Origin of the sequence: Nocardia sp. NPDC049737 (assembly GCF_040674755.1) — a bacterium.
Lineage (GTDB): Bacteria > Actinomycetota > Actinomycetes > Mycobacteriales > Mycobacteriaceae > Nocardia.
In genome coordinates this window covers 432,303-454,680 of sequence record NZ_JBFANH010000002.1, presented here as the reverse complement: position 1 = coordinate 454,680, position 22,378 = coordinate 432,303, and the positions used below count along the sequence as shown (strand labels likewise).

The following is a 22,378-nucleotide window of genomic DNA, read 5'->3' as shown; positions in this document are numbered from 1 at the left end:
ATTGTTCGCTCACTGCGTTCGCTCATGACTGCGCCTCGCTCACGATCGGCTCCATCATGACCGTGATCACGGCTGTGTTGATTGTTCGCTCACTGCGTTCGCTCATGACTGCGCCTCGCTCACGATCGGCTCCATCATGACCGTGATCACGGCTGTGTTGATTGTTCGCTCACTGCGCTCGCTCATGCCGCGCCCCCGGCACCGACCAGATCGTCCGCGACCAGGAACAGCCGCCGGGCCTCCGCGCGTTGCACCTTGCCGCTCGTGGTCTTCGGAATGCTGCGCGGCGGCACCACCCGAACCCCGGCGGGCAGCACACCGGTGCGCTTGCTCACCGCGACGCGCACCGCTCGGCGCAAAGCGTCGTGTTCGGTTGCCTCCGCACCGGATTCGACGATGAGATGCAATTCCTCCGAAAGCCCTCGGATATCGGAGTGACCAACGGCCGCGACACCACCTAGCCGCACACCAGCGACTTCCTGTGCGGCGAGCTCGAAATCGGTGGGCAGGTAGTTCGCGCCGCGGATGATGATCAGGTCTTTGTGCCTGCCGGTGATGCGCAGCCGACCGTCGCGGAGGTAGCCGATATCGCCGGTGTCCCACCAGCCGTCCCGAGTGGCCGCTGCGGTCTCTTCGGGCAGCCGGAAATAGCCGATGGTCATCGACGGGCCGCGGAATTGGATGCGACCGACGACGTCCGCACCGCACACCACGCCGTCCGCGTCGACGATGCGCACCTCGGTACCGGGCAGCGGTGCGCCGCAGTCGACGATATTCATCGCATCGACGTCGTCTTCCGAAATATCCAGGGCCACACCGTTTCCGGTCAGCGCGCGACGTGACACCGAGTCGTAGGCAACCGGCGCGTGCGGGCGGTTCACGGTGACCGCAAGGGATGCCTCGGCCATGCCGTAGCAGGGCACCAGCGCGTCTTTCGGCAGTCCCCAAGCCGCGAACCGGTCTACGAAGCTCTGCACGGTCGGCGGATGGATCGGCTCGGCGCCGCAGAACAGGAACCGCCAACTCGACAGATCCACGCCCTCGAGTTCGGCGTCGGCAACCCGGGCCGCCGCATATCCGTACGCGAAATTCGGTGCCGCCGTGAATGTCCCGCGATACCGGCCGACCGCACGCAGCCAGTCCCCCGGACTGCGCAGGAATCGGCTCGGTGGCATGAGCACCGCATCGATGCCGCGGAATACCGGCGTCAGGAATCCGCCGATCAGGCCCATATCGTGATGCAGCGGTAGCCAGCCGACCCACGTGTCACCCGCACCCATCGCGGCTGCCTGTGCGATCTGTTCGCAGTTGGCCGCCAGATTCGCGTGGGTGATCTGCACGCCCTTCGGTGTTCCCGTCGAACCGGAGGTCGCCTGGATGAATGCCAGATCCTCCGGTTCGGGGAGTCTGGGTGCCAGCGTCGGCGCGTCGGGTGAACAAGCCCAGGCGTGCAGTACATCGCCATCGATGGCGGCCACGGCGTCCGGCAGTTCTCCCCCTGCGAGTACCGACCGGGTCGCGACCACCGCCGCTGGTTCCAGATAACTGAGTAGCCGAGTGAACTTGTCGCGGAAAATATCCGCCGAACCGAACCCGCCCGGCGTCGCCACCGCGGTCGGCACCGCACCGAGCAGCAGCGCACCGAAGAACGCCGTGACGAACTCCGGGGAGGTGGGCAGACACAGCATCACCCGATCCCCCGGCTCGACACCCTCGGCGGCCAACGCCGCCGCGGTCCTGCCTGCTGCGGACGCGAGATCATCATGCCGCCAGGCAATTTCACCGTCCGAGTCGCCGCGCTCCGGTACGAAAATCGTCGACGGTGCCAACGCTGCACTCCCGGCATTGGCCAGTAGCGCATGCACGATCGTCGGGTGCTGAGGAACCAATGCCGTCACTGCTCACCTCGCACGTAACGCACGATCTCGCCGACGGTATTCAACTGTGCCGCAGCATCTTCCGGAATGACGATGCCGAATGCCTGCTCCAGCTGAATGGTCAGCTCGATCGCGGTCGGCGAATCCAGTCCGTAGTCGATCAATTGCGCGGACGCGTCGATCTCGTCCGCCGAAACCCACAGCACCTCACCGACAATGGCGCGCACCCGCGCCTCGATCTCGGTGGCCGGGGTACTTGCCTGTGTACTCACCCGAGTAACTTCCCTTCGGTCACGCAGGCGCGGACCGACTCCTCGAGATCGACGCCGTCGCCGGTGTCGATGCGGTGGAATCCCACTTCGGGGAAGGCCACCGCGAGGGTGTCGCGCACCTGTAGATATCCCTCACGCAGGGCTCCGAGCCGCTCTGCTGTTTCATGGGCCTCTTTCGGCCCGTTTCCCGAACGTTGCGCGCACCGTGCCGCGGCCTGTACCGGTGGTGCGTCCAGCCACAGCACGGCGTCGGGCAGTGTGGTGCGAAAGCGTTCGGCGAAGCCGGGGACGGTTTCGGTAATGTCGCGGCGCACCAGATCCGCGATCTCCGACAGCAGGTCCCAGATATTCGGGGAGCTGCCGAGCCGGGTGGATTCCGACCGCTGCCAAGCGAGGATGTCGTCGAAGGTGCCCGGCCGGTGGCACTCCAACACGGCCGCGATCTCCTCGGCGCGATCGAGACCGTTCCATTCCGGGCGAGCCAGCGCGACATACAGCGGGCCGTAGACCAGCAATTCGATCAGCGGATGCCGCTCGAATACCAGCACATCCGGCGACCAGGTGGTCAGGAAATGCCGCTCGACCGGACCGAACAGCGTCATCTGCAGATACATCGCGGTGGCCTTCATTTCCAGGCTGCCGATTTCATCGCATCCGATGCTGAAGGCCTTGAGCTGCTCGGAAAGATCCGTCAACGGCACATTCCTGGTGTTGTGGAAGTCCGGGCAGGTCATCGAGGCGAAAGAGCCGGTACCCGGGGCCAATTCGCGCAGCCGCGCCATGACCGAGGATTTGCCCGAACCATCGATGCCGACGATCGCGACGCGGCGGGTCACCGGTCGTCCTCCCGCAGTTGAGCGAGAACGGCCTTGGTGATGTCGGCGGGGGTGTCGGTACCGTCCAGGCGGATCCACCCGAATTCCTCCGACAAGGCCTCCAGCGCATCGTGACTGCGCCGCTGGAAGGTCAGGAAGGTCTCCTCATCGCCGTAGCCGCTCTCGTAGTCGCTGCGCAACTGCTTGCGCCCCAATGCGTCCTGTGGACTCACCGCGAGATAGAAGGTGCGATCGGGTTCCGGGAATCCAGCCGCCAGCTTGCGCAGCACCGCCGGATCGCCGCCGTGCGCGACTTCGGTGGCGAAGTACTTGTACCAGTAGGCATTTGCCAACAGGATGTCCGAACCGCGTTCGGCGGCGAGGTCGAAGGACAACTGCATGGCGTGGAACAGGAAGTGCGCGCGACTCAGCGGGGACAGCAGTTTCAGGTAGCCGTAGATCTCGGCCGGACTGCGCCACGGCAGCTTCGAGGAGACCTTCGGATCGAGGAATGCGTCCCAAATGGTCACGGCGGCAACGCTTTGGCCCTGCGCCTCGAATTCCGCGGCGATGCGGGCCACTTGGGTGGTCTTGCCCGATCCGTCGGCACCGGCGATGCAGATCAGGCGTTTGCGTGCGGTCAGTGGTTCATCCGTTCTGGTGGCCGCCGGGCGTGGGCGCTCCGGGGGCTGGGGTTGTTGCTTGGGCTCAGTTGGCAGTCTCGGCACCGCACGCACAGGCGCGGCGGGCTCACCCGGTTCGGGTGCCTGCGGCACGTCGGGGACCGGGCGCGGACGCTCCCGCGCCTGCTGCGGTTCCGCGCTGACATCGAAAGTTTGCGCGTGGTTGCCTCGACCGGACGGCGGCGCAACCGGCTCGGACGAAGCCTCCAGCACGCTGATGACCCCCACACCGCCGTCGACTCGGATCCGCTGACCAGAGCGGATTGCGGTTGTCGCACCCGCGACATTCAGCACCGCCGGTATTCCGTATTCGCGCCCGATTACCGCCGCGTGCGAGAGCATGCCGCCCACTTCGGTCACCACGGCGGAAACCAACCCGAGCGCGGGTGTCCACCCAGGATCGGTAAACCGAGTTACGAGGATGTCTCCCTCGCGCAGCTGGTCGATATCGGCCAGCGAAGTGATCACTCGCGCGGTGCCCTCCGCGATGCCGGGACTGCAGCCGAGTCCGGTCAGATCGCCCTCGCCGATCTCGCGAACCGCGCCCACGGTGACTCCGCCGCCGAGCTCATGCGGTGGTACCAGGTCCCGGTAGCCCGCGTACACCGCACGGCGATACACGATCTGCGGTGCGAGCGTCGAGATATCCACCCGCCCGGCCGTGAAATCGCACAGCTCATGGATCGACAGCTGGAACACATCATCGGCCTGCTCGAGCGTGCCGGCCGCAGCCAGGCGTACCCCCGCCTCCACGACATACGCGCGCACGACCGCGTAGCACTGCGACGAGAACTCCCGCATGCGCTCGCGCGCGACGAGATACCGGCGCATCCGCTCGACCTGCTTATCCAAAGCCTTGGCGTGCTTCACCCGTGCGAGCGGCTTGGCCCGTACCCGCGCGCGCACCCCGGCGAGTTCGTCTTCGTAGCGTTTGCGCTGATCCACCAGCGTCACATCCGGATCCGCGGGCGGGTTGCCGTGTTCGAGCATGACCGCGATCATCGAGCGCACCCGCTCGGGCGCCTCCGACCAGCGCGGGCTGGTGAGGTCCAGCTCCGCGTCGGCATGGAAGCCCTGCTCGTCGAGGAAGGCACCGAGCGCCTCAACCCACTCGGGACTGTCGAGGCCGTGATCGCTTGCTACCCGGTGCAATTCGACGATGCCGCGCTGCAACTGCATATGGCTGATATCGGCGAGCCCGCCCATCAGGTCGATGGCCGAGGTGGTCGCGCCGGTCGCGGCATCCACCTTGTCGAGCAGTTGCTTGAAGTCGGTCTGGACGCTGGAGTTGTTGTAGATGGTGGTGAAGTAGGTGCGCTCGGTGGCGGCATGGAAGGTGAGCAGGCAGTCCGCCAGATCCGCGACGAAGGTGGCCTGGTCGGTCTGTGGCAGTTCGCGTACTCGCTCGCGCCACACCGCGTATTTCGCGGGCCATTCCGCTGCGAATGCGTCGACCGCAGCCAGTTGATCCTGGTAGCTCTTCTGCACGGCCAGCGCCGCGGGCAGCGCCCTGGCGATCGTCTTCGCATTCGTCGGGGTGCGGTGCGGACCGTTGGGACCGTAGTCGTTGAGCACACCGAGGTCGTCATCGAAATGCTGTTCGTCGAAGCCGGGGATGCGGAAGAAGCACTTCTTCACCGCACTGACATTCCAGTAGGCGCGGCCGTAGTACATGGCCATCCAGTCCGGTTCCACGCCCGGTTCGGCGAGCTTCAACCGCTCGAAGAACCGCTGCATCGAGTACTGGAAAGCGTTGTCGTACAACGAGAACATCATCGGCGTGCAGACCCGCGCCGAGACGCCGCCATCGCGTAGATCGGCATCGGAGAACTGGTCGATATCGGTACGCCAGGTGATCGCGGTAATGGCCCGCGCCTGCAGCAGCCACAGTTTCCCGTCGCCGTCGATGGCCCATTCGATATCCTGCGGGCGGTGCCGGTGCGCCTGCACCGCGAGCATGAGGGCGGCGAGTTCGGCTGTGGCGGTGGCATTCAGCTCGACATCCTCATCACCCGCCGCCCGCTCGACCACCGCGCCGTCGAACAGTCGCAGTGTGTATCTGGTCGGCGTGACATGTCCGGAGACGAGTCGTTCGCCGAGTCCGCGGCAGGCTTCGACCACCGCGTGGTCCTCGATGCCAGTGAGCGCGTCGATGCTGAAACCGACACCGGCACAACGCGCGTCGACCATACGCTGCACCAGAACGGCGACCGGGGCGCCGGCCTCGTGATAGCCGCGCCTGGCCAGATAGGTGCGAACTCGCTCGTTGTGCACCGACTCTCGGCACTGCTCGATATGTTTGCGCAGGGTCGTGACATCGGTGATATCGAGGTACGACTCGTACTGACCGGCGAAACTCGCGTCATCGAGATCTTCGAGCACACCACTCGAACGCGCGGCGACCGGGAAGCCGCCCAGCGCCCGGACCCAGCCTTTCAGGTCGTCATCGGATACCTCGGCCAGATCGAGATCGGCCGTGACGACGAAGCCGGGCGGCACCTCGAATCCGGCCACGATCAGTTCGTGCAGAGTCCCTGCCTTGCCGCCGGCGTGGTCCGGTGCGAAATCGGCCGCGCCGAGGAACATCGGGGCGAATGGAGCTGCGGTGGGAGTTTCGGACACGGTGGAAGCTCCTGTCGGAAGCAGAACCGGGCGCACATCGTGACGGGCGGCCAGGTCGCGGGCGGCGCGTACGCCTGCCACGGTCAGGCCGCCATAGGACGGACTCGCCGTGCGCGGTTCGAAACCGAGCAGTACGGTTTCGGCCATACACGCGTAGACGACCCCGGCGGGCAGCCCGGTTTCGGGAAACGGGGGTGTCTGGCCCAGCGGCAGCGCCATGCGGCCGCCTGAGACCAGGGTGATATTCGGTTGCTGGGACACCGCGGGTGCCACATCGCCGGGGACCGCGAGATCGACCACGAGCACCGGATGGTCGTCGGCCAGTGCTTCGGCGGTGACCACGGGCACGGCCGAATTCGTGGCGGTGAGGACAATGCGACAGGTACGCAGGGCGGTCAGGTCCTCACTGACCGTCACCACGCCGGGCAGACTCGCGGCCACCCGCTCGAGCCGGGACGCCGACCCGGCACGCCCGACCAGGGTCACCGAATCAGCCAGCGGCACAAGCAGTTCCGCCATCACCGCGCCGATATTGCCGAGCGCACCGAGAACACCGATCCGGCGCTGCCCCGGTTCGAGGCGGGCTAGTTCGGCGCGAACCATTTCGTAGGCACAGGCCGCGGTGAGCGAATTACCAGAAGTCACCTTGACGGCGTCCTCCACGACATCGCGCGAGGCATTGGTGACGATGGAGGTGTACCCACCGAGACCGATTACGCTGGCGCCCAACGTGATTGCATGCTCCACCGCCTCCAGCACCAGATCGCGCAGCCAGGCGCGATGTCCGGCGCGCTGGCATTCGATGATCTGTTCGGCCGAAATCGGCACCGCGATCAGGCATACCTCGACCGCTGCGCCCGTCGGCGACGTGACGATCTGTCTGGTCAGTTCGAAGGGTTCAGCCACCCCGCGCAACCGTTCGAACAGGGCGGCGAATTGGCCGTCGGACCATTCGGACAGTTCCGGTGCGAATCTGCGCAGATCCGCGGCGTCGGGCAGATTGGCCAGGAACACGACCCTGGTCGGGGCGTTCCAGTCGCGGGCGACCTCGTTGGTGCGCCGCCGCGATGGCGACCTGCGTTCCGGCACCGGCCAATTCGTGCTGACCGGTGCGGCCAAGTGTGCGAGCAGTCGGGCGTAGTCGCCGCGGTGCAGCAGTGCGGCGAGATCGTCGAGCGCCGCTGTCAGCCGGTCCAGCTCGGCGGCGGCGAGGAACGCCGAGGGCTGAATGCGCAGTGTGGTCGGCGCGGAAAGTGTTGGCAGCATGCGAATTCGGTGGGCATGCAGCAGATAACCCGCCACCACATACCCGAACATTTCCGGATCGCAGATCTCGCGCAGCAGTGCGGATGTCGGTTCCGGTGGCGACAATTCGATGCCCTGCAACAGCCCGCGCCCCCGCACGGCGACGATCTCCTCGGGCCAGCGCCGCGCCACCGCGTCGAGCCGCGATCGCAGCCGCGCGCCGGTATCGGCGATCCGGAGCTGGTTGTCCCGCAACAGGTCCAGTGCCGCGTCGGCGACCGCGCAGGACAGATCGTCATCGGCGAAGGTCGAGGTGTGGTACCGGCCGAAGTCGGCAATCGAGCGTTGCCGGTCGACCAGCAGGGCGGAGATCTTCACCAGCCCACCGCCCAGCGATTTCGAGAGCAGGTAGTAGTCCGCGCTCACCTGCGACGGTGATGAGGCGAGGAATGTTCCGGTGCGGCCCATGCCCGACTGGATCTCATCGAATACCAAGGCCGCCGTGTGCCGATCGGCCAACTCGCGCAGTGCCAGCAGCGTCGCGGCCGGAACCTCCCGGACACCGCCCTCACCCTGGATCGGCTCGGTGAATACCGCGGCGATCGGCGAGATCGTGGTCCACGATCGCACCGGCCGACCCGCGCCATCGAAGGTAATCCGGCATACCGGCCGCAGTTCCTCGGCGAACGCATTGGCCACCGCGTCCGGGTCCCAGGTGTCGAGCCTGCGCCGCTCCGGGCCGGGCACCACCAGGTCCGCGGGCGTATCGGCCTGCTCGGTCAGGGCGAAGGCACCGGCTGTCTTGCCATGGAAGGCACCGGTCAGCGAGACGAAAACCGGTCCGCACCGCCGCAATTCGTCTATCTCCCGCAGCGATTCGGTGAGAATCTCGGCGACCGAGCGGCCATCGTCGTCGGATCCGTTGTCGGCCGCGGCAATCGGACGAACATCGTGCAGGCCGTCGCGCCGAACCCGGCGCAGGCCGCGCCGCAGTTCGGTCTCCAGATCGTCGAGGGCGCGGGCATGCGCCACCGCCGCGTGCCGGATCGCCGCCTCCACCGCATCGGCGCCGGTGGACCCGAAGGTCACCACGTGCTCGCGACCGCTCTCGGCGGCCACCGCCTCCGAAAGTCTTCGGGCAAGTCGGGCGGCCCCCGGCCGGACACTGCCCTGGGAGACGAACGGCATCTGCTGATTGAGTTGCGCGGTCGCCACCCGCACCAACGCCGGATGGTTGTGCCCGAACAGCGCCGCACCGAAACCGCCGACAAGATCCAGAACCCGGGTCCCATCCGGCCGGATCAGGTAGTCACTTTCGGCGCCCGCGTACACGACATCCAGATGGCAGGCGCGTAGCAGCCGAGCCAGTCCAGGACGGTTGTGCCGGGCGAAGTCATCGAATAATTCGTCTTCGGAAACAATGGCGGAGGAATTTATTTGTTTCGAAAACAGAACGCCTGCCGACACGACTTATGCTCCGATTCCAGAGTTCCGGTCGGCTGCACACTTGGCGACCACACAGTCGATTACGTCGCGCGCGGTATGCAGGGTCGTGGCCTCGGCATCGGAGATCTCGATACCGAACGCACGCTCGAGTTCGATGACGAGTTCCGCTGAGCGGACCGAGTCCAAGCCATAATCCAGCAACGGCGTATTCACATCGATCGACGGCACCTGCAATCCCCGTGAAAAGAGTTCACGCACCCGTGTACCGACATCATGCAACCCGGTCATCGCACGTCCTCCGACGCGCTCGAACCTGCCGCGTACACCCTGCGCGCAACGCGGGTGCAAACCATCGAATCCGTCGCGTTTGCCAGTAATATTCGCTGGTCAGCGCGGAATTCTCGGTCAGCCGAGACTGCGATCACTTGCCCTCCGATACGGCAATCAGGACTGTCACGTCCGATATTTCGTCCATATGCACAACTGTCAGCAATCACAGTGGTGCATGCACACATCTGTACACCGCCGATTTCCGACTGGCAATGTGAATAGCGCCGACTCAGAGCGCGGTCGAACTTTCAGCAACTGTTTCGCTAATTCGGTCATGCGACATGCGAAGCACTCGGCTAGGTCGCCCAAAAATGGGACCCGACGAGGCTGCGTCTGAGACAATACATTCCGCGGTTCACCGTCACAGATAATTCGTCAATTCGCCCACCCGCCGCGGTGCGGAATCATCTGTCAATAAATGCGCTGTTCACACCCGGTTCACCGAGTGGAATGCAGAGTTTCCGAACCGACCCATCGGTACTTTTGTTTTGCACTGGGCTCTAGCACATTTCGCGCGGAATACAAAGTCACGTAACGCCTTTTTTACCTCGGGTAACCGGTCCTGCGTCATGCCCGAACTTCCGGCTAACTTCTGGTCCCGGCGGCAGATGTGACGGCTCTCATTACCGGCCGGTAGCTCCTCTGACGCACTGTGACCGGTCACAAGCGCCCGACCGCCCGGATAGCGCACTCTCACAGAACCATGCGAACCAGTCCACACGCCCCTTCGGGCAGTTAGTGTGAATGCTCCACACAGCTACACCCGTGGCCGAATAGGAGTCGCCAATGCCCGTCGACCACTCGATCAGGCCGACCCTGACCCTTTCGGGCAAGCCGATGTCGTCCCCACTCAAGGATGTCCGCGCGCTGTCCCGACAGATGGTCGGCCACTTCGTGGACAACGTCATCCCCTGCTCGACGATGCCAGGTGATGCCATTACCGGCGATTTCACCGCCAGCACCCGCGTCTGCCTCGAAATCGCGGTCAGCATGCTCGACGGCAAGGACATCCCGGAGAAGGTGCAGCGGCTCGAGGACCATGCCGCGGGCTGGGCCCGCGAAGGCGTGCCCATCGACACCATCCTGCATTCCATCCACGAGGGCTTCCAGATGGGCCTCCAGCTGGTGGTGTCCAGTGCGACGATCAAGGACTACGACAATCTCGTCGACGGCGCCAAGATGGTCATCGAACTGCTCGATAAGCTCACCTCGGCGATCTCGGTGGCCTACATCCGCGAGCTGCGTGCCGTCGTCAGCGAGCACCACACTGCCGTGCACACGCTCACTTCCGCGCTGCTCGGCGGGCACAGCACCTCGACCATGGCCCGCGAATGCGGTATTGCCATCGCGGAGTCGTATGACGTTCTCGCCGTTGCCATTCCAGCGCATCGCGACGAGCACAATCCGATGCTCGACGCCCAGGTGGTGGCCCGGCGCAAGTTACGTCGGCTGCAGGCCGAACTCGCCACGCAATGTGGAGCGAGCGCGCTGTCGCTGCTGAGCGTGGACGGCGGCACCGTGCTGATCCCCTCGGCCCAATTCGACAACGACGAACTCGACGCGGTGGTGGTCAGGCTCGCGCACGCCGCGCAGGTCGGCATTACCGCGACCATGGTCGTGGCCACGCCGGAACAGATTCCGAACGCCGCCGACCAGGCCCACGAACTCCTGGACATGGTGCAGCGGCTGCAGGCGGTGGCCGGGCTCTACCGCTTCGACGAACTCGCCCTCGAATATCAGCTCACCCGGCCGGGCCCAGGCCGCGAATACCTCGGTTCGCTGCTGGACCCCCTGGACGAACACCCCGAACTGCTGGAGACGCTGCAGCGCCACATCGCCAATAACCTCAACCGCCAGCGCACCGCCCGGGTGCTGCACGTGCACACCAATACGGTCGATTACCGGCTCAAGCGCATCGGACAACTCACCGGCTTCGACCCGTCACAGCCGTCCGGGCTGTGGTACCTGCGCTCTGCTCTGGTCGCGCGCACGTACCGCACCTGATAAAGACGCCCGTACACTCGTGATACCGAAAGGCCCGCCGGAGGATCGCCCGGCGGGCCTTTCAGTGTCAGGCGGGTGCGCCGATCACGAAGGTAGGCCGAGCCCCGCGGCCAGCACCGGCCACGAAGTCTTCAGTGCCTCTTGCCAATACCCCCACGAGTGGGTCCCAGTGGGCTGGAAGTCGTAGGTGGCCGGGATGCCCAGTTGATCGAGTCTGGTGCGCAGGTTCTGGGTGCACCAGCTCACCGCGGATTCGATGACACCGCCGATCACCAGCTGATTGAAGAACCCACGCGGCCCGGGCTGCATGTGGGTACCGTCGTAGACGTCGTACATGCCGGGCACGCCCGTACCGGTAGAGATGAACAGGTGGATGCCGCGCAACCGCTCTGCATGCAGGTACGGATCGTTGGCCGCCCACATCGGATCATTCGACGGCCCATACATATTCATCGTATCGCCGCCGCCCCAACCCTCCACCGCGAGCTTCACGAACTGCTGCCCGATCGGATCACTGATCTGCGCACAACCGCTGTAAGCCGCAACCGCCTGGTACAAACCAGGTTTCGCGATCGGCAACTGCAAAACCGAAGTGCCCGAAGTGGACAGCCCCGCGATCGCATTGACGCCGGTGGTATCGAGTTCGGCATCGATCAGCGGCGGCAACTCCTCGGTGAGGAACGTCTTCCACTTGTACAGACCAAGTTTCGGATCCGGCGCACGCCAGTCTGTGTAGTAGCTCCACTTACCACCCACCGGCTGCACCACATTCACGTCTTTGTCGGCGAGAAACCTCAGCACATCGGTGTTCTTCTGCCAGGTCGCACTGTCCTGCCCACCCCCACCCCCATTCAGCAGATACAACGTCGGCCGCGGTGTCGACCGATCCGCCGGACGCAACACCTTCACCATGATGTCCTGTTGCATCGCAGCGGAATACACCCGCAACTGCACCGTACGATCATCCTCAGCCCACGACCCGGTGATCGACGACGGCGCATCAGCATTCGCGACCGACGGCACCACGACCACACCCGCGGCAACGGCAACCACCGCCAGCGCATGCACCCAACGACCACACAGTATTTCCAAGCCGCTCATGGCCGATCGTTCCCACCTGGGTCCCATTGCTTTCCTTCCTGCAGAAGCGCGCTATTCCTCGGCAGCCGCCACTCATGTTGATCAACGGCGCCGAAACTGCGCCAACGCTAGAACCGCAGAACTCCGCGGCAAATGCGGACCGACAGGGTCTGGACACCTCATGACTGGGCTCCGCACTGCTAGGGGTACGACATAACGAGCCGGGACGGCTCTAGCCGCTACGACCAGACCGAAATGTCAGCCACGCCGCACCGAGAACGGGATCTCGAGGCAGTCCGGTTTCAGCGTTCGAGAGGACGGAGTTTCACCACCCTCTACTTCGCGCAGCTCACGGCCCGACAGAGCACACTGGAGCTTTGGTATGCCGAGGATGCGCAACTCACAGTCGGGGACACTCCGTACGTGGGCACGACGGCGATCTTCGAGCAGCTCGTCCGATTCCCGCAGGCTGGGTACAACGTCAACGCGATCGATGTCCAGTCAGACATCGCTTCCTCTACGCTTCTTCGGGCGACTGGAAATCTCATGCTGGACGGAACTCCAGATGCTCGTCCGTTCGAGACATCATTCACGCTGAACAGCTCCTCGATGATCGCCGACCAGACCTTCCAAGGCATCTAGATCGCGATTGGACGATCCCGCCAGACCTTCGTGTCACGCGATGCCACAAATTGGCTTCAGCTGAAGCGTGCGTTCTCAGGTCGCGCGCTTCTGCCCGGCAGGACCGGACATACCGATGCTGATGAAGCTGTCCGGGTACACGGCGGTTCGCAGCCTCGCGGAGTACGCGCGGGTGTCCGATGAAGGTCTCCTGAACTTCCAGGCCGACACCGATCCCGCCGCGCGTCGCCATGGCCGGCGGCCGGGCGAATAGTCCGTGGCCGGAGACGAACATGATGAGCATTGAGACATCTATCCCGTTGTGCGAAGCGGAATTTCATGTCCTGTGCTAGTGGAGTTGGCCCACTGCCGACGCTGTGACCTGGGGTGGACCGTCCTCGATGGCACAACGAGTGCGTGACTTCACCAATGCAGGTAGTCCGTTCGACTTTCCCGTTGTGCGAAGCGGCATTTTATGTCCTCCGCCGCAGGCCAATAACGTCGGATTCATGGAGTGGAATTTTCAGTCGGCCGAAGAGCTTTCAGCTGCCTTGCGTGCCGGTGCGGTGACCTCGGAGGAACTGACCGACGAGGCGATCGCCCGGATCGAGCGCGACGACAAGGCGATCAACGCGATCTGTGTACCGGACTTCGACAATGCGCGGGCCGCCGCACGCGCTGCCGACCAGGCGCGCGCCCGCGGCGAGGACCGGCCGCTGCTCGGCATTCCGGTAACGGTCAAGGAGTCCTACGACATCGCCGGGCTGCCCACGACCTGGGGCATCCCAGCGCAGCGGGACTATATACCGGCCGAGGACGCGGTACAGGTGTCGCGGTTGAAGGCCGCCGGCGCGGTGATCCTCGGTAAGACCAATGTGCCGTTGACGCTGCGAGATATCCAGAGCTTCAACGAGATCTACGGCACCACCAACAATCCGTGGGATCACGGCCGCACGTCGGGTGGGTCGTCCGGCGGTTCGGCGGCGGCCCTGGCGTGCGGATTCGGCGCGCTGTCCATCGGCTCCGACCTCGCCGGTTCGCTGCGCACCCCCGCGCATTTCTGCGGCATCTACGCACACAAGCCGACACTCGGGCTGGCGCCGACCCGCGGCATGGTCGCGCCGCCCGCACCGGCAATGCCGATCGACCTCGACCTCGCCGTCGTCGGCCCGATGGCGCGCACCGCCCGCGACCTGACGCTGCTGTTGGACGTAATGGCCGGACCGGACCCGCTGACCCACGGCGTCGCCTACGACGTCGCACTGCCGCCCGCGCGCCACGAGCGGCTGGCCGACTTCCGTGTCCTGATCATCGAGGACCATCCGCTCATTCCGACCGGATCGGCGGTGCGGGCGGGCGTGAACAGGGTCGCCGAGGCGCTCGTCGACGCGGGCGCCCGCGTCGAACGGCGCAGTCCGCTGCTGCCCGATCCGACCGAAGCGGCGACGCTCTACATGCTGCTGATGCTGTCGAACGCCGCCACAAGTCTTTCCGTCGACGTGTACGAACAGCTGCAGACCCACGCCGCCGCCCTGAGCGCGGACGACCGGAGTCTCGATGCGGCGCGGCTGCGCGGCATGGTGCTCAGCCACCGCGACTGGGTCGAGGCGAACAACCGTCGCGAACTCCACCGCCACGGCTGGCGGCAGCTCTTCGCCGAGTTCGACGCCGTGGTGTGCCCCATCACGCCCACTCCCGCCTTCCCACACGACCACAACGGAGGTCTGGAGAACCGGCACATCGACATCGACGGCGTCGAGTACCCGTACTTCGACCAGCTCGTCTGGGCCGGTGTGGCGACCATGCCCGGCCTGCCCGCCACCGCCATACCCGCGGGCCGGTCCCCCGAGGGGCTGCCGGTGGGCGTGCAGCTCATCGGTCCGATGTTCGAGGACCGCACCCCACTGCGGCTGGCCGAACTACTCGAGCACAAGATCGGCGGCTTCCAGGCACCGAAGTAACCCGCACCACCGGGTGTCCACCCAGGACGAGGCGCCGTAGAAATCGCAACCGACCACGACGACCCGAGAATCGTTGCAGAAGTCGACATCCGCCATTGCCACGGGGCGTTCGCGGCAACGCACGGTATTGCCGCATTCAGGGCGGTTTGCGACACGAAATACACTGCGGTGCAGCATCGATCGCAGATCGAGGCACGAACATGGGTATGGCCGCCCGTCCAGGTCGTCGACCGGGATCCCGCCGAGCCCCCGCTTCCGGGTCCGTCATACGGGCTGAACGAGCACAGAGGCCTAGCCGCCCAGCAGGCGGCGGATCTCCTCGTCCGGATACGGGGTGCTCCGGCTCCCCTGCTGGAACGCACGCATGAACGCGGACATCGCCGCGGCGATCGGCGCGTGCCGGGTGAGGACCGTGGCGGCCTCCTCAGGGATGCCCTCCGGCGGCTTGCCCTCGGCGAAGGCGCGCACCATCGTGGCGCGCGCCTCCCGGTCCTCCCTCCGGAGCCCGTACAGGGCGGTGACCAGCCAGTTCACCAGGTAGGTGGCGGTATAGCCGCGGTCGTAGCTCTGGTTCCGGTCGAAGAACGCGGCCTCCTCCGGCGAGAGATCGAACCCCGAGGAGAGCGCGAGGCCGTAGTCGCCGAAGAAGAGGCGTTGACCGTCGGTCAGGATGTTCTCGAAGTGCGCGTCGAGGTGCAGCAGCCCACGGCTGTTCATGAACGCGGTGCCAGCGGCCAGTTCCCGCTCCACCACGGCGCAGGCCCGGTCGGTGGCCTCGTCGCCCGCCTCGATCTGGACGTTCAGCCACTCGTGCAGGGTCTGCGGGATGTACTCCAGGAACAGCGCGATGCTCGCCGAAGAGTCTCGGAGGGCCTCGATTCGGTGGCGTACCTGCGGTCGGCCGTCCCAGTAGGCGACGACGCGATCGATGTCGGCGAGCTCCTCCGGCAGCGGCGTCGTGTCCGGCAACACCCGCCAGTGATACATCAGCGGGAAGCCCTCGTGTTCGGCGGCGAGCACCCAGTTCGTCGTCATGGTGTGCACGGCGAGCTCGCGCCAAGCCCCGAAGCCCGCCCCGCCGATGAGGCCAACGCCGTAATGGTAGAACAGCGGCACATCGAACAGGTTCGCCGTGGACCGGACATGCTCCGGCTGTCGTTCCAGATCGGTGAGGGGCACTCGCTTCACGAAAACCGGGGTTCCGGCGACCTCCAGCAGCGCCGACTTCCCGCCGATACCGACGCCGATCGGCACGGCCGCATCCACGAGCTCACGCAACGCATGATCGCTGTGCAACGCCAGGGCCGTGGAGACAGCGCTGTGAGCGCGCAGGCGCGCCGGGCGCGACATGTCACGGCTCGTCGCCGCGTCGCCGGATATCGCCGCGTCAGGTGAACAGGACGTCACTGCAGCATCGATCACGATACTGGCATACCGGTGACGACGCAGAAGCGCGAAATCGTCGACACCGAGCACCCTCGGCACCTCACGCACCGACACATGGTGACCTCAGTTGCTTGGCGTTACCACCGAGCGTGAGACAGAGTCGAAAGTGGGACAGAGCCGTTGCGTTTACAGTCCCCGCCGTCGTCAGTCGACTCCTCAACGTCAGCATCGAAGCAGCGCGCTTGGCGGAAGAGATCCGCGACAACCTCGAAGCCCGCATCATCGAGGCCAAACGCGAGGGCTGGCTCGGCGAAGTCGAGGGCCTCCTGCAAGTCAGCTACAGCGGTGTCGAGGACAAGCTCAGCCAGATCGACGCTTCGCTCCAACGGCGGTCGGCGGGAACCGATCTCGGTATGCCCGCGCTCGGGTCCATTGCTGGAAGGTCTTGTGCACCATGAGAACACAAGAGTTTGTCCGTCGCGGCGGATCAGCGGAATGAACGCACGAAGACAGCGGGCGCGGCCGGTTCCGACGCCGGCGGCGCCGACGCCGGCCCGAGAGGACCCGAACGTGCCGCGCTCGTTACTGCGGCATATCCCCGACCGTCACGTTGGTATCGATGAGTCCGAACACCTCGCCCTGTGGCGCCGCGACCATCGCCATCCGGCCGGCCGGCGAGTCGGAGGCGGGCATCAGGACCCTCGCGCCGAGCTCGGAAGCCCGCGCCACCCCGGCGTCGACGTCGTCGAACTGGAACCAGGTCAGCCAGTAGCTGGGCATGGGATCGCCGGGCATCACGGTGTCGTCGTTCATACCGCCGGCGGGCTGTTCGCCGCCGCGCGGGGTGAACATCGCGTAGATCATGTTCTTACCGTCGCCGATGTCGGCGTAGGTGAAGCCGAAGACGTCGGCGTAGAACTTCTTCGCGGTGTCGAGCTGGCGGGTGTGCAGTTCATTCCAACAGTAGGCACCGTGCTCGTTGTGGACGGCGGCGCCGTTGTGCGCACGCGCCTGCCAGACGCCGAAGGCCGCGCCGACGGTGTCGATTCCGATGAACATGCGCCCGGCGTCGAGCACGTCGAGCGGGGGCATGACCACCTGACCACCGGCCGCGCCCACCTTCTTTGCGATCGCGTCGGCATTGTCGGCGGCGAGGTAGGTCGTCCACACCGAGGGCATCTCGGCCTGCGGTTTCGGGCCGATTCCGGCGACCGCATCCGTGCCCTTCATCCCCATCAGATATCCGCCCGCATCGTCCCCACCGCCGTCGATGGTCCAGCCGAACAGATCGGCGTAGAACTCGCTCGCCTTCACCGGGTCGTCGACCTGGCAATCGACCCAACACGGGGTGCCCTCGGACCAAGGTGTGCTTCGAACAGGCATCGATATCTCCGTTCACTCGTCGGTTGCCACAGGTCGCGGGCGGGCGTACCGAGCCCACCCGAGAAGGTGCCGATCACACTGCCCTCTAGTAGTGAACCAGCATCTCCTTGCCGGTGTCTGGAGTTTGCTGAACGTTTACCGTCACCGCAACGGGTCACGACAACCGAATGCCCACCGGGCCGATTGTGCGGAATCGGCCCGGTGGGCACGCCGCCACGCGCCTGCACCGACCGGGAAACGGAGGCGGGATAGGAATCCGTTTCAACGGGACGGGATCGCGTCGCGGTGGGCGCACCCGCCGAACAGGCTCGGGAGTCGGGGTTCGTCCTGTTCGGCCGCGGTGCACGCCTACTCGGATGTCACAGCTTGCCGCCACCGCCGATCAACCACGGGTTGAAGGCGCAGTCCAGATTCGGATGAGCGGCCGGGTCGAGCGCGTTGAGCGCGATCGACAGCGCGCGCGGCGAGTACATCATCGTCAGGTGATCGGACAGGTCCTGTTCGCAACCGTCCTGCAAGGTGATGTTGTGGACGGTCGAGCCCGGACCCGCCTTCAGGAAAGTCAGGTCGTAGGGGTTGGTGACCTCGTCGTAGCGAGTTCCGACCACGGTGTAGTCGACACCGGGAACGGTGTCGCCGTTCGCGTTGAGCTGGTTCACGAAATCGGAGCCGATGGTCTGCTGGATGCCCGCGTGACCGACGAAGATCTCGATGAAGCCGAGAATGTCGATACCGAAGTTGTTGATGGCCCGGCCCAATGCGCCGATGCCGTCGAGGCTGGTGCCGTGGTGGGTGGCACCGAAGGTGACCAGATTCTTCACCTTGGCCGCACCACCCTCGAACTTGGTGTACCAGTTGGCCAACGAACCGCCCTGCGAGTGGGCGACGATATCGACCTCCGACGCGCCGGTCGCGGCGAGTACTCGATCGACGAAGGCTGCGACCTGTTTGGCCGAATCCTGGATGTAGCCGGTGCCCATCACACCGGGCAGCACCGATCCGAGACCGCCGCCTTCCAGCAGATTCGAACGTCCGTAGTTGAAGGTGAAGACGCAGAAGCCCGCATCCTTCATCGGCTGGCCCATGTAGGCGAACCCGTTGTAGGCGTTCATCCAGGTGCCGTGCAGTGCGACTACTGGGCGCGGATGTTCGGCGGTCGGCTTGCAGTTCCAGTCGTTGGTGCCGGGCGGTGCGACATCGGGATTCAGCAGACCGTAGCCGAACGCGGCCAGCCACGCTGTGCTCGGCGGGCCGTAACCCACTGTGTCACTGGCGTATCCGCCCGATGATCCCGAGCTGCTGCCGGAGCCACCGTAGCAATCACCGGAGCCATTGCCCGATCCCGCACCGCTGCCCGAGGTGCAGGCCGAACCCGAACTGCCCGCGCTGCCGGAGTCGGCCACCGGCGCCGCCTTCCGGCCCGCGGCGATGTAGTCGGCCAGAGTCTGCTCCGTTGGCGCCGGATCGGGATTCGCATTGGCTGCGACCCCGGTCACACTCATGGCGAGCACCGAGACGCCCATCATCACCGCGGCGCTGACCGACCGACCGCATCTACTTCGTTTCATGACATGCCTTCCTGGAGAACGTCAGCGTTCGAGTCGCAGCGCCGAGGTAAGTCGGTCAACGGCACTGAAACTGCGGCAACGCTAAAGCCGGGTGCTGGTGAAACCCATGCGGCGGCAACGTAACTGGACACCTCACCAAACGGCTTTGCCCCTATTAGGGGTGCGGCACAATCGCGGTTTCCGGTGTCGCGGCGACGGCCACAATTCAGACGATCGAATTCGGTGAATTCTCCAGATCACCAACGGATTACGAGGAATTCAGAACATTCGAGAAGACCATGGTTCCACGTTTTCCCCGCCGTCGGCGGCCACCCGACGGCTAATGAGTGGAGCTGCCATGTTCGATCCGATCGAATCCACCGTCCGCTTCGGCCGCGGCATCGCGCGGATGACCGCGGGGACGCTGCTCGGCGCCGCGACGGTGGCGTCGGCATTGCTGCACAGCCCGCCAGCGGTCGCCGATGCCGGCGGCGCGGCCGAGCAGCCACGGGGGATGCTATTCGGTTGGCCGCCAACCGAACCCGCGCCCTCGACACAGCCGCTCGGCTTCCGCGGACCGCAGACCGCGATCGTGGTGCTCGGCTACGGACTGCTACCCGATGGCGAGATGCGACCGGAATTGGTCAGCCGGCTGCACGCCGGATATGCGCAGGCCCTGCTGGCTCCGCTGTCACCGATCATCGTGACCGGCGGGAATCCGCGCAACGGTGTCACCGAGGCGCAGGCGATGGCGGATTGGCTTATCGGACACGGCATTCCGGCCGAGCGCATCCATATCGAGCCCGAAGCGGTGTCCACCGCGCAGAATGCCGAACGTTCGGCTCGGGTCATGCACGATATCGGCATGCGTGACGCCGTTGTAGTGACCTCCGCCGACCATATCGACCGAGCCGCAGCTCTTTTCGGCGATGCGGGCGTAGCCGTCGTCGCCACGCTCACTCCGGAAAAGGTACCGCCACTCGTTTGGGAGTTCGGGCCCAGATTCTGAACCACAGCAATACAGGAGCGAATATGAACAATGGCGCCGTTGATGCCGCTACAGATCCTGCGGACCAGGCCCGCACGTTACTCGACCATCGATATCGATCCGCCGCCACCTACGAGGTCGGGCGGGAAAAGATCCGCGAATTCGCACGCGCGACAAAGAATTTCCACCCCGCGCATTGGAGTGAGGAGGCGGCCGCGCAGCTCGGCTTCGGCGGGTTGATCGCCCCGCCGACATTCGCCTCGATAATCCTGCTGCGGGCCCACCGCGAAATACTCGATACCCTCATCACCGGGTACGATTCACACCGGATTCTGCATGCGGACCAGGTGCTCGATATCGGCAGGCCGCTGGTCGCCGGTGACCGGATCACCTGTGATGTCTATTTCGAATCATTCCATCATTTCGCCGATTACGACGTGCTCGCGGTCAAGAGCGTACTGACCGATCAGCACGGCGAGGTGGTGCAGACCGGTTCCACGGCCCTGCTGACGCGCGGCCCCCAGAGTGCCGGGTTGGCGCAGCGGGTCGGCCGGATCGCCATGGATTCCCTCGATGCGCCATATACGCCTGAGATCGTTGTTCCGGCCGAAGGCGACGGTCTCGTGGCACCGATCTCATCTCGGATACCTTGCACCACGGTCGATTTCGAATCGCTATCGGTCGGTACGGAGTTACCGGCCCGGGTCGTTCAGCTGTCGCGCGGTGATCTGGTCGATTACGCCGGGGTGACCGGTGATGCCGATCCGGGGTTGTTCAGCGAGCAAGCCGCCACCGCGAACGGTCTGCCGACCGTCGTCGTCCCCGGCATGCTCAAACTCGGTCTGGCCGCTGGATATCTCGGCGGCTGGCTCGGCGATCCGGCGGCCGCCACCCGATTCCGCGCCCAGTTCGCGCATTACACGCACTATCTGCGTATTCCGCCGTGGCAGGCCAGCGCCATCGAATTCCGTGGCCGGATAACTTCACTCGATACGCATCACCGCAAGGCCACCGTCGCACTGGACGCAAGGTCGCATGGCCGTCGGCTTTTCGGCTACGCCGCCGCGGAAGTCCTGTTCCCCGAACGGGGTTGAAGTCCGGTCCCGGTGACGGCAGCCGGCGGGCTGGAGCGCAGCCGCGCGAGTCTGCGATGCGAGTCCAGCCGCGCGGCGCGGTCGTAAGTGCTGGTGTGGACCAGGATTTCGTCCGCGCCGGTGCGCGCGACCAAGGCCGCCAATGCGTCGGCGACCTCGTCCTCGGTGCCGTGGATATGGTCGCGCAGCGCCTCGTCGAAGATCCGTCGTTCCCGGTCGGTCATCGTCATGGATTCGATCTCCGCAGGTGGAATCAGCACCGGAAATTCGCCGCGCGTCCGGGAATACGCGCTCGACCACGCCTCGGGTAGCAATAGCCGATAGGCTTCCTCGGTGGTGTCGGCGATCACGACCGCGCCGGAAACGACGACATACGGTTCGGTTCCCCATGGCGTCGGGCGGAACCCCGCGCGGTAGCGCTCGATCGCCTCGGCCATGCGGTCCGGTCCAGCGATCGAGGCGATAACCAGCGGCAAACCGAAACGCGCTGCCCGTTCCGCGCCGGATCCGGTCGCCAACAGGAATGCGGGTACCCGCAGCCCCTCCGCGGGCCAAGCGTGCACACCCGACTTGCCGCGCGTGAAGTATTCGAGGACATCGGTGAGTTGCTGATCGAAATCGTCGGCATCGCTCTTGCCGTGTCCGAGTGCCCGCCGCACGCCGTCGGTGAAGCCGACCGAGCGGCCGAGCCCCATATCGATCCGTCCCGGATACAGCGATTCCAAGACCCCGAATTGCTCGGCGACGACCAATGGTTGATGGTTCGGCAGCATCACCCCGCCGGTGCCGATCCGGATCCGCGAGGTCGCCGCCGCCGCGGCCGCGGCCAGCACGGTCGGCGCCGAGCCCGCGACCCCGGGCACACTGTGGTGCTCAGAGACCCAGAACCGGTGATATCCCCAGTCCTCGGCCAAGCGCGCGAACTCCACGGTCTCCCGCAGTGCCTCCGGATGGCTCTGACCGCGTCGGACGCGCGAGCGATCCAGGATCGAAAACCGCACCTGATCGAGTTCCGAAGTCATAC

Annotated in this window: 17 protein-coding genes; 7 read left to right on the top strand and 10 right to left on the bottom strand. The window is 65.4% G+C overall.

The genetic code is table 11. The features are described from left to right. Positions 1–182: 182 nt before the first annotated feature. From AB0J47_RS05035 to AB0J47_RS05015, 5 genes are read right to left on the bottom strand one after another with little or no spacing between them, the layout of a single operon-like run. A complete protein-coding gene (locus AB0J47_RS05035) occupies positions 183–1,898 on the bottom strand; it encodes a fatty acyl-AMP ligase (RefSeq protein ID WP_364340632.1) in 1,716 nt (571 codons plus the stop codon). Then, entirely contained in the window at positions 1,895–2,149 is a 255-nt protein-coding gene (locus tag AB0J47_RS05030) for an acyl carrier protein (RefSeq protein ID WP_364340630.1), read from the bottom strand. The genes AB0J47_RS05035 and AB0J47_RS05030 overlap by 4 nt, the downstream gene beginning before the upstream one ends. Then, on the bottom strand, positions 2,146–2,985 hold the full coding sequence (locus AB0J47_RS05025) for a hypothetical protein (protein ID WP_364340628.1): 840 nt from the start codon (positions 2,983–2,985) through the stop codon (positions 2,146–2,148). Before AB0J47_RS05025 ends, AB0J47_RS05030 begins: the two co-directional genes overlap by 4 nt. Then, positions 2,982–8,981 (bottom strand): aminotransferase class III-fold pyridoxal phosphate-dependent enzyme, encoded by a 6,000-nt coding sequence (locus AB0J47_RS05020; RefSeq protein WP_364340626.1) that lies wholly within the window; start codon positions 8,979–8,981, stop codon positions 2,982–2,984. Before AB0J47_RS05020 ends, AB0J47_RS05025 begins: the two co-directional genes overlap by 4 nt. Before the next feature lie 3 nt (positions 8,982–8,984). Then, a complete protein-coding gene (locus AB0J47_RS05015) occupies positions 8,985–9,248 on the bottom strand; it encodes an acyl carrier protein (protein WP_364340624.1) in 264 nt (87 codons plus the stop codon). Positions 9,249–10,076: 828 nt separating this feature from the next. Here AB0J47_RS05015 and AB0J47_RS05010 point away from each other — a divergent pair. Beyond that, positions 10,077–11,294 (top strand): helix-turn-helix domain-containing protein, encoded by a 1,218-nt coding sequence (locus AB0J47_RS05010; RefSeq protein WP_364340622.1) that lies wholly within the window; start codon positions 10,077–10,079, stop codon positions 11,292–11,294. 84 nt (positions 11,295–11,378) lie between these two features. On the opposite strand, the gene AB0J47_RS05005 is transcribed toward AB0J47_RS05010, so the two are convergent. After that, positions 11,379–12,395, bottom strand: coding sequence for an alpha/beta hydrolase family protein (locus tag AB0J47_RS05005; protein ID WP_364340620.1), 1,017 nt, complete (start codon positions 12,393–12,395; stop codon positions 11,379–11,381). 234 nt (positions 12,396–12,629) lie between these two features. Here AB0J47_RS05005 and AB0J47_RS05000 point away from each other — a divergent pair, with 234 nt between their 5' ends. The 3 genes from AB0J47_RS05000 (at position 12,630) to AB0J47_RS04990 (ending at position 14,956) form a co-directional block, all read left to right on the top strand. Then, entirely contained in the window at positions 12,630–13,016 is a 387-nt protein-coding gene (locus AB0J47_RS05000) for a ketosteroid isomerase family protein (RefSeq protein ID WP_364340618.1), read from the top strand. Positions 13,017–13,131: 115 nt separating this feature from the next. Next, a complete protein-coding gene (locus AB0J47_RS04995) occupies positions 13,132–13,269 on the top strand; it encodes a hypothetical protein (protein ID WP_364340616.1) in 138 nt (45 codons plus the stop codon). A 235-nt stretch (positions 13,270–13,504) separates the two neighbouring features. Further along, complete coding sequence (locus AB0J47_RS04990; protein WP_364340614.1) at positions 13,505–14,956, top strand: amidase; 1,452 nt, start codon at positions 13,505–13,507, stop codon at positions 14,954–14,956. Between the two features lie 291 nt (positions 14,957–15,247). Here the strand turns inward: AB0J47_RS04990 and AB0J47_RS04985 are convergent, their stop codons facing one another. Further along, positions 15,248–16,450, bottom strand: a complete 1,203-nt coding sequence (locus AB0J47_RS04985) for a protein kinase family protein (protein WP_364340612.1) — start codon at positions 16,448–16,450, stop codon at positions 15,248–15,250. 134 nt (positions 16,451–16,584) lie between these two features. Between AB0J47_RS04985 and AB0J47_RS04980 the strand changes: the two genes are divergently transcribed. After that, a complete protein-coding gene (locus tag AB0J47_RS04980; protein WP_364340610.1) occupies positions 16,585–16,800 on the top strand; it encodes a hypothetical protein in 216 nt (71 codons plus the stop codon). Between the two features lie 124 nt (positions 16,801–16,924). Here AB0J47_RS04980 and AB0J47_RS04975 read toward each other — a convergent pair whose 3' ends face one another. After that, a complete protein-coding gene (locus tag AB0J47_RS04975; protein WP_364340608.1) occupies positions 16,925–17,725 on the bottom strand; it encodes a VOC family protein in 801 nt (266 codons plus the stop codon). A 359-nt stretch (positions 17,726–18,084) separates the two neighbouring features. Further along, positions 18,085–19,293 (bottom strand): alpha/beta fold hydrolase, encoded by a 1,209-nt coding sequence (locus AB0J47_RS04970; protein ID WP_364340606.1) that lies wholly within the window; start codon positions 19,291–19,293, stop codon positions 18,085–18,087. 337 nt (positions 19,294–19,630) lie between these two features. Here AB0J47_RS04970 and AB0J47_RS04965 point away from each other — a divergent pair, with 337 nt between their 5' ends. Next, entirely contained in the window at positions 19,631–20,281 is a 651-nt protein-coding gene (locus AB0J47_RS04965) for a YdcF family protein (protein ID WP_364340604.1), read from the top strand. Positions 20,282–20,304: 23 nt separating this feature from the next. After that, positions 20,305–21,354: a fused (3R)-hydroxyacyl-ACP dehydratase subunits HadA/HadB gene (locus AB0J47_RS04960; RefSeq protein WP_364340602.1), complete on the top strand. Its 1,050-nt coding sequence runs from the start codon at positions 20,305–20,307 to the stop codon at positions 21,352–21,354. Here AB0J47_RS04960 and AB0J47_RS04955 read toward each other — a convergent pair. Beyond that, positions 21,315–22,376 carry an LLM class flavin-dependent oxidoreductase gene (locus AB0J47_RS04955; RefSeq protein WP_364340600.1) on the bottom strand — a complete coding sequence of 354 codons (1,062 nt, stop codon included), beginning with the start codon at positions 22,374–22,376 and terminating at the stop codon, positions 21,315–21,317. The two genes, AB0J47_RS04960 and AB0J47_RS04955, sit on opposite strands and share 40 nt — an antisense overlap. Positions 22,377–22,378 lie beyond the last annotated feature (2 nt).

Excerpts from the sequence above, each read along its gene's own strand:
- AB0J47_RS04995 (WP_364340616.1), top strand. The coding sequence starts at position 13,132 with ATGCTGATGAAGCTGTCCGGGTACACGGCGGTTCGCAGCCTCGCGGAG.
- AB0J47_RS05015 (WP_364340624.1), bottom strand. The coding sequence starts at position 9,248 with ATGACCGGGTTGCATGATGTCGGTACACGGGTGCGTGAACTCTTTTCA.
- AB0J47_RS04975 (WP_364340608.1), bottom strand. The coding sequence starts at position 17,725 with ATGCCTGTTCGAAGCACACCTTGGTCCGAGGGCACCCCGTGTTGGGTC.
- AB0J47_RS04960 (WP_364340602.1), top strand. The coding sequence starts at position 20,305 with ATGAACAATGGCGCCGTTGATGCCGCTACAGATCCTGCGGACCAGGCC.
- AB0J47_RS04965 (WP_364340604.1), top strand. The coding sequence starts at position 19,631 with ATGTTCGATCCGATCGAATCCACCGTCCGCTTCGGCCGCGGCATCGCG.
- AB0J47_RS05005 (WP_364340620.1), bottom strand. The coding sequence starts at position 12,395 with ATGAGCGGCTTGGAAATACTGTGTGGTCGTTGGGTGCATGCGCTGGCG.
- AB0J47_RS04955 (WP_364340600.1), bottom strand. The coding sequence starts at position 22,376 with ATGACTTCGGAACTCGATCAGGTGCGGTTTTCGATCCTGGATCGCTCG.
- AB0J47_RS05000 (WP_364340618.1), top strand. The coding sequence starts at position 12,630 with ATGTCAGCCACGCCGCACCGAGAACGGGATCTCGAGGCAGTCCGGTTT.
- AB0J47_RS05010 (WP_364340622.1), top strand. The coding sequence starts at position 10,077 with ATGCCCGTCGACCACTCGATCAGGCCGACCCTGACCCTTTCGGGCAAG.
- AB0J47_RS04970 (WP_364340606.1), bottom strand. The coding sequence starts at position 19,293 with ATGAAACGAAGTAGATGCGGTCGGTCGGTCAGCGCCGCGGTGATGATG.
- AB0J47_RS04990 (WP_364340614.1), top strand. The coding sequence starts at position 13,505 with ATGGAGTGGAATTTTCAGTCGGCCGAAGAGCTTTCAGCTGCCTTGCGT.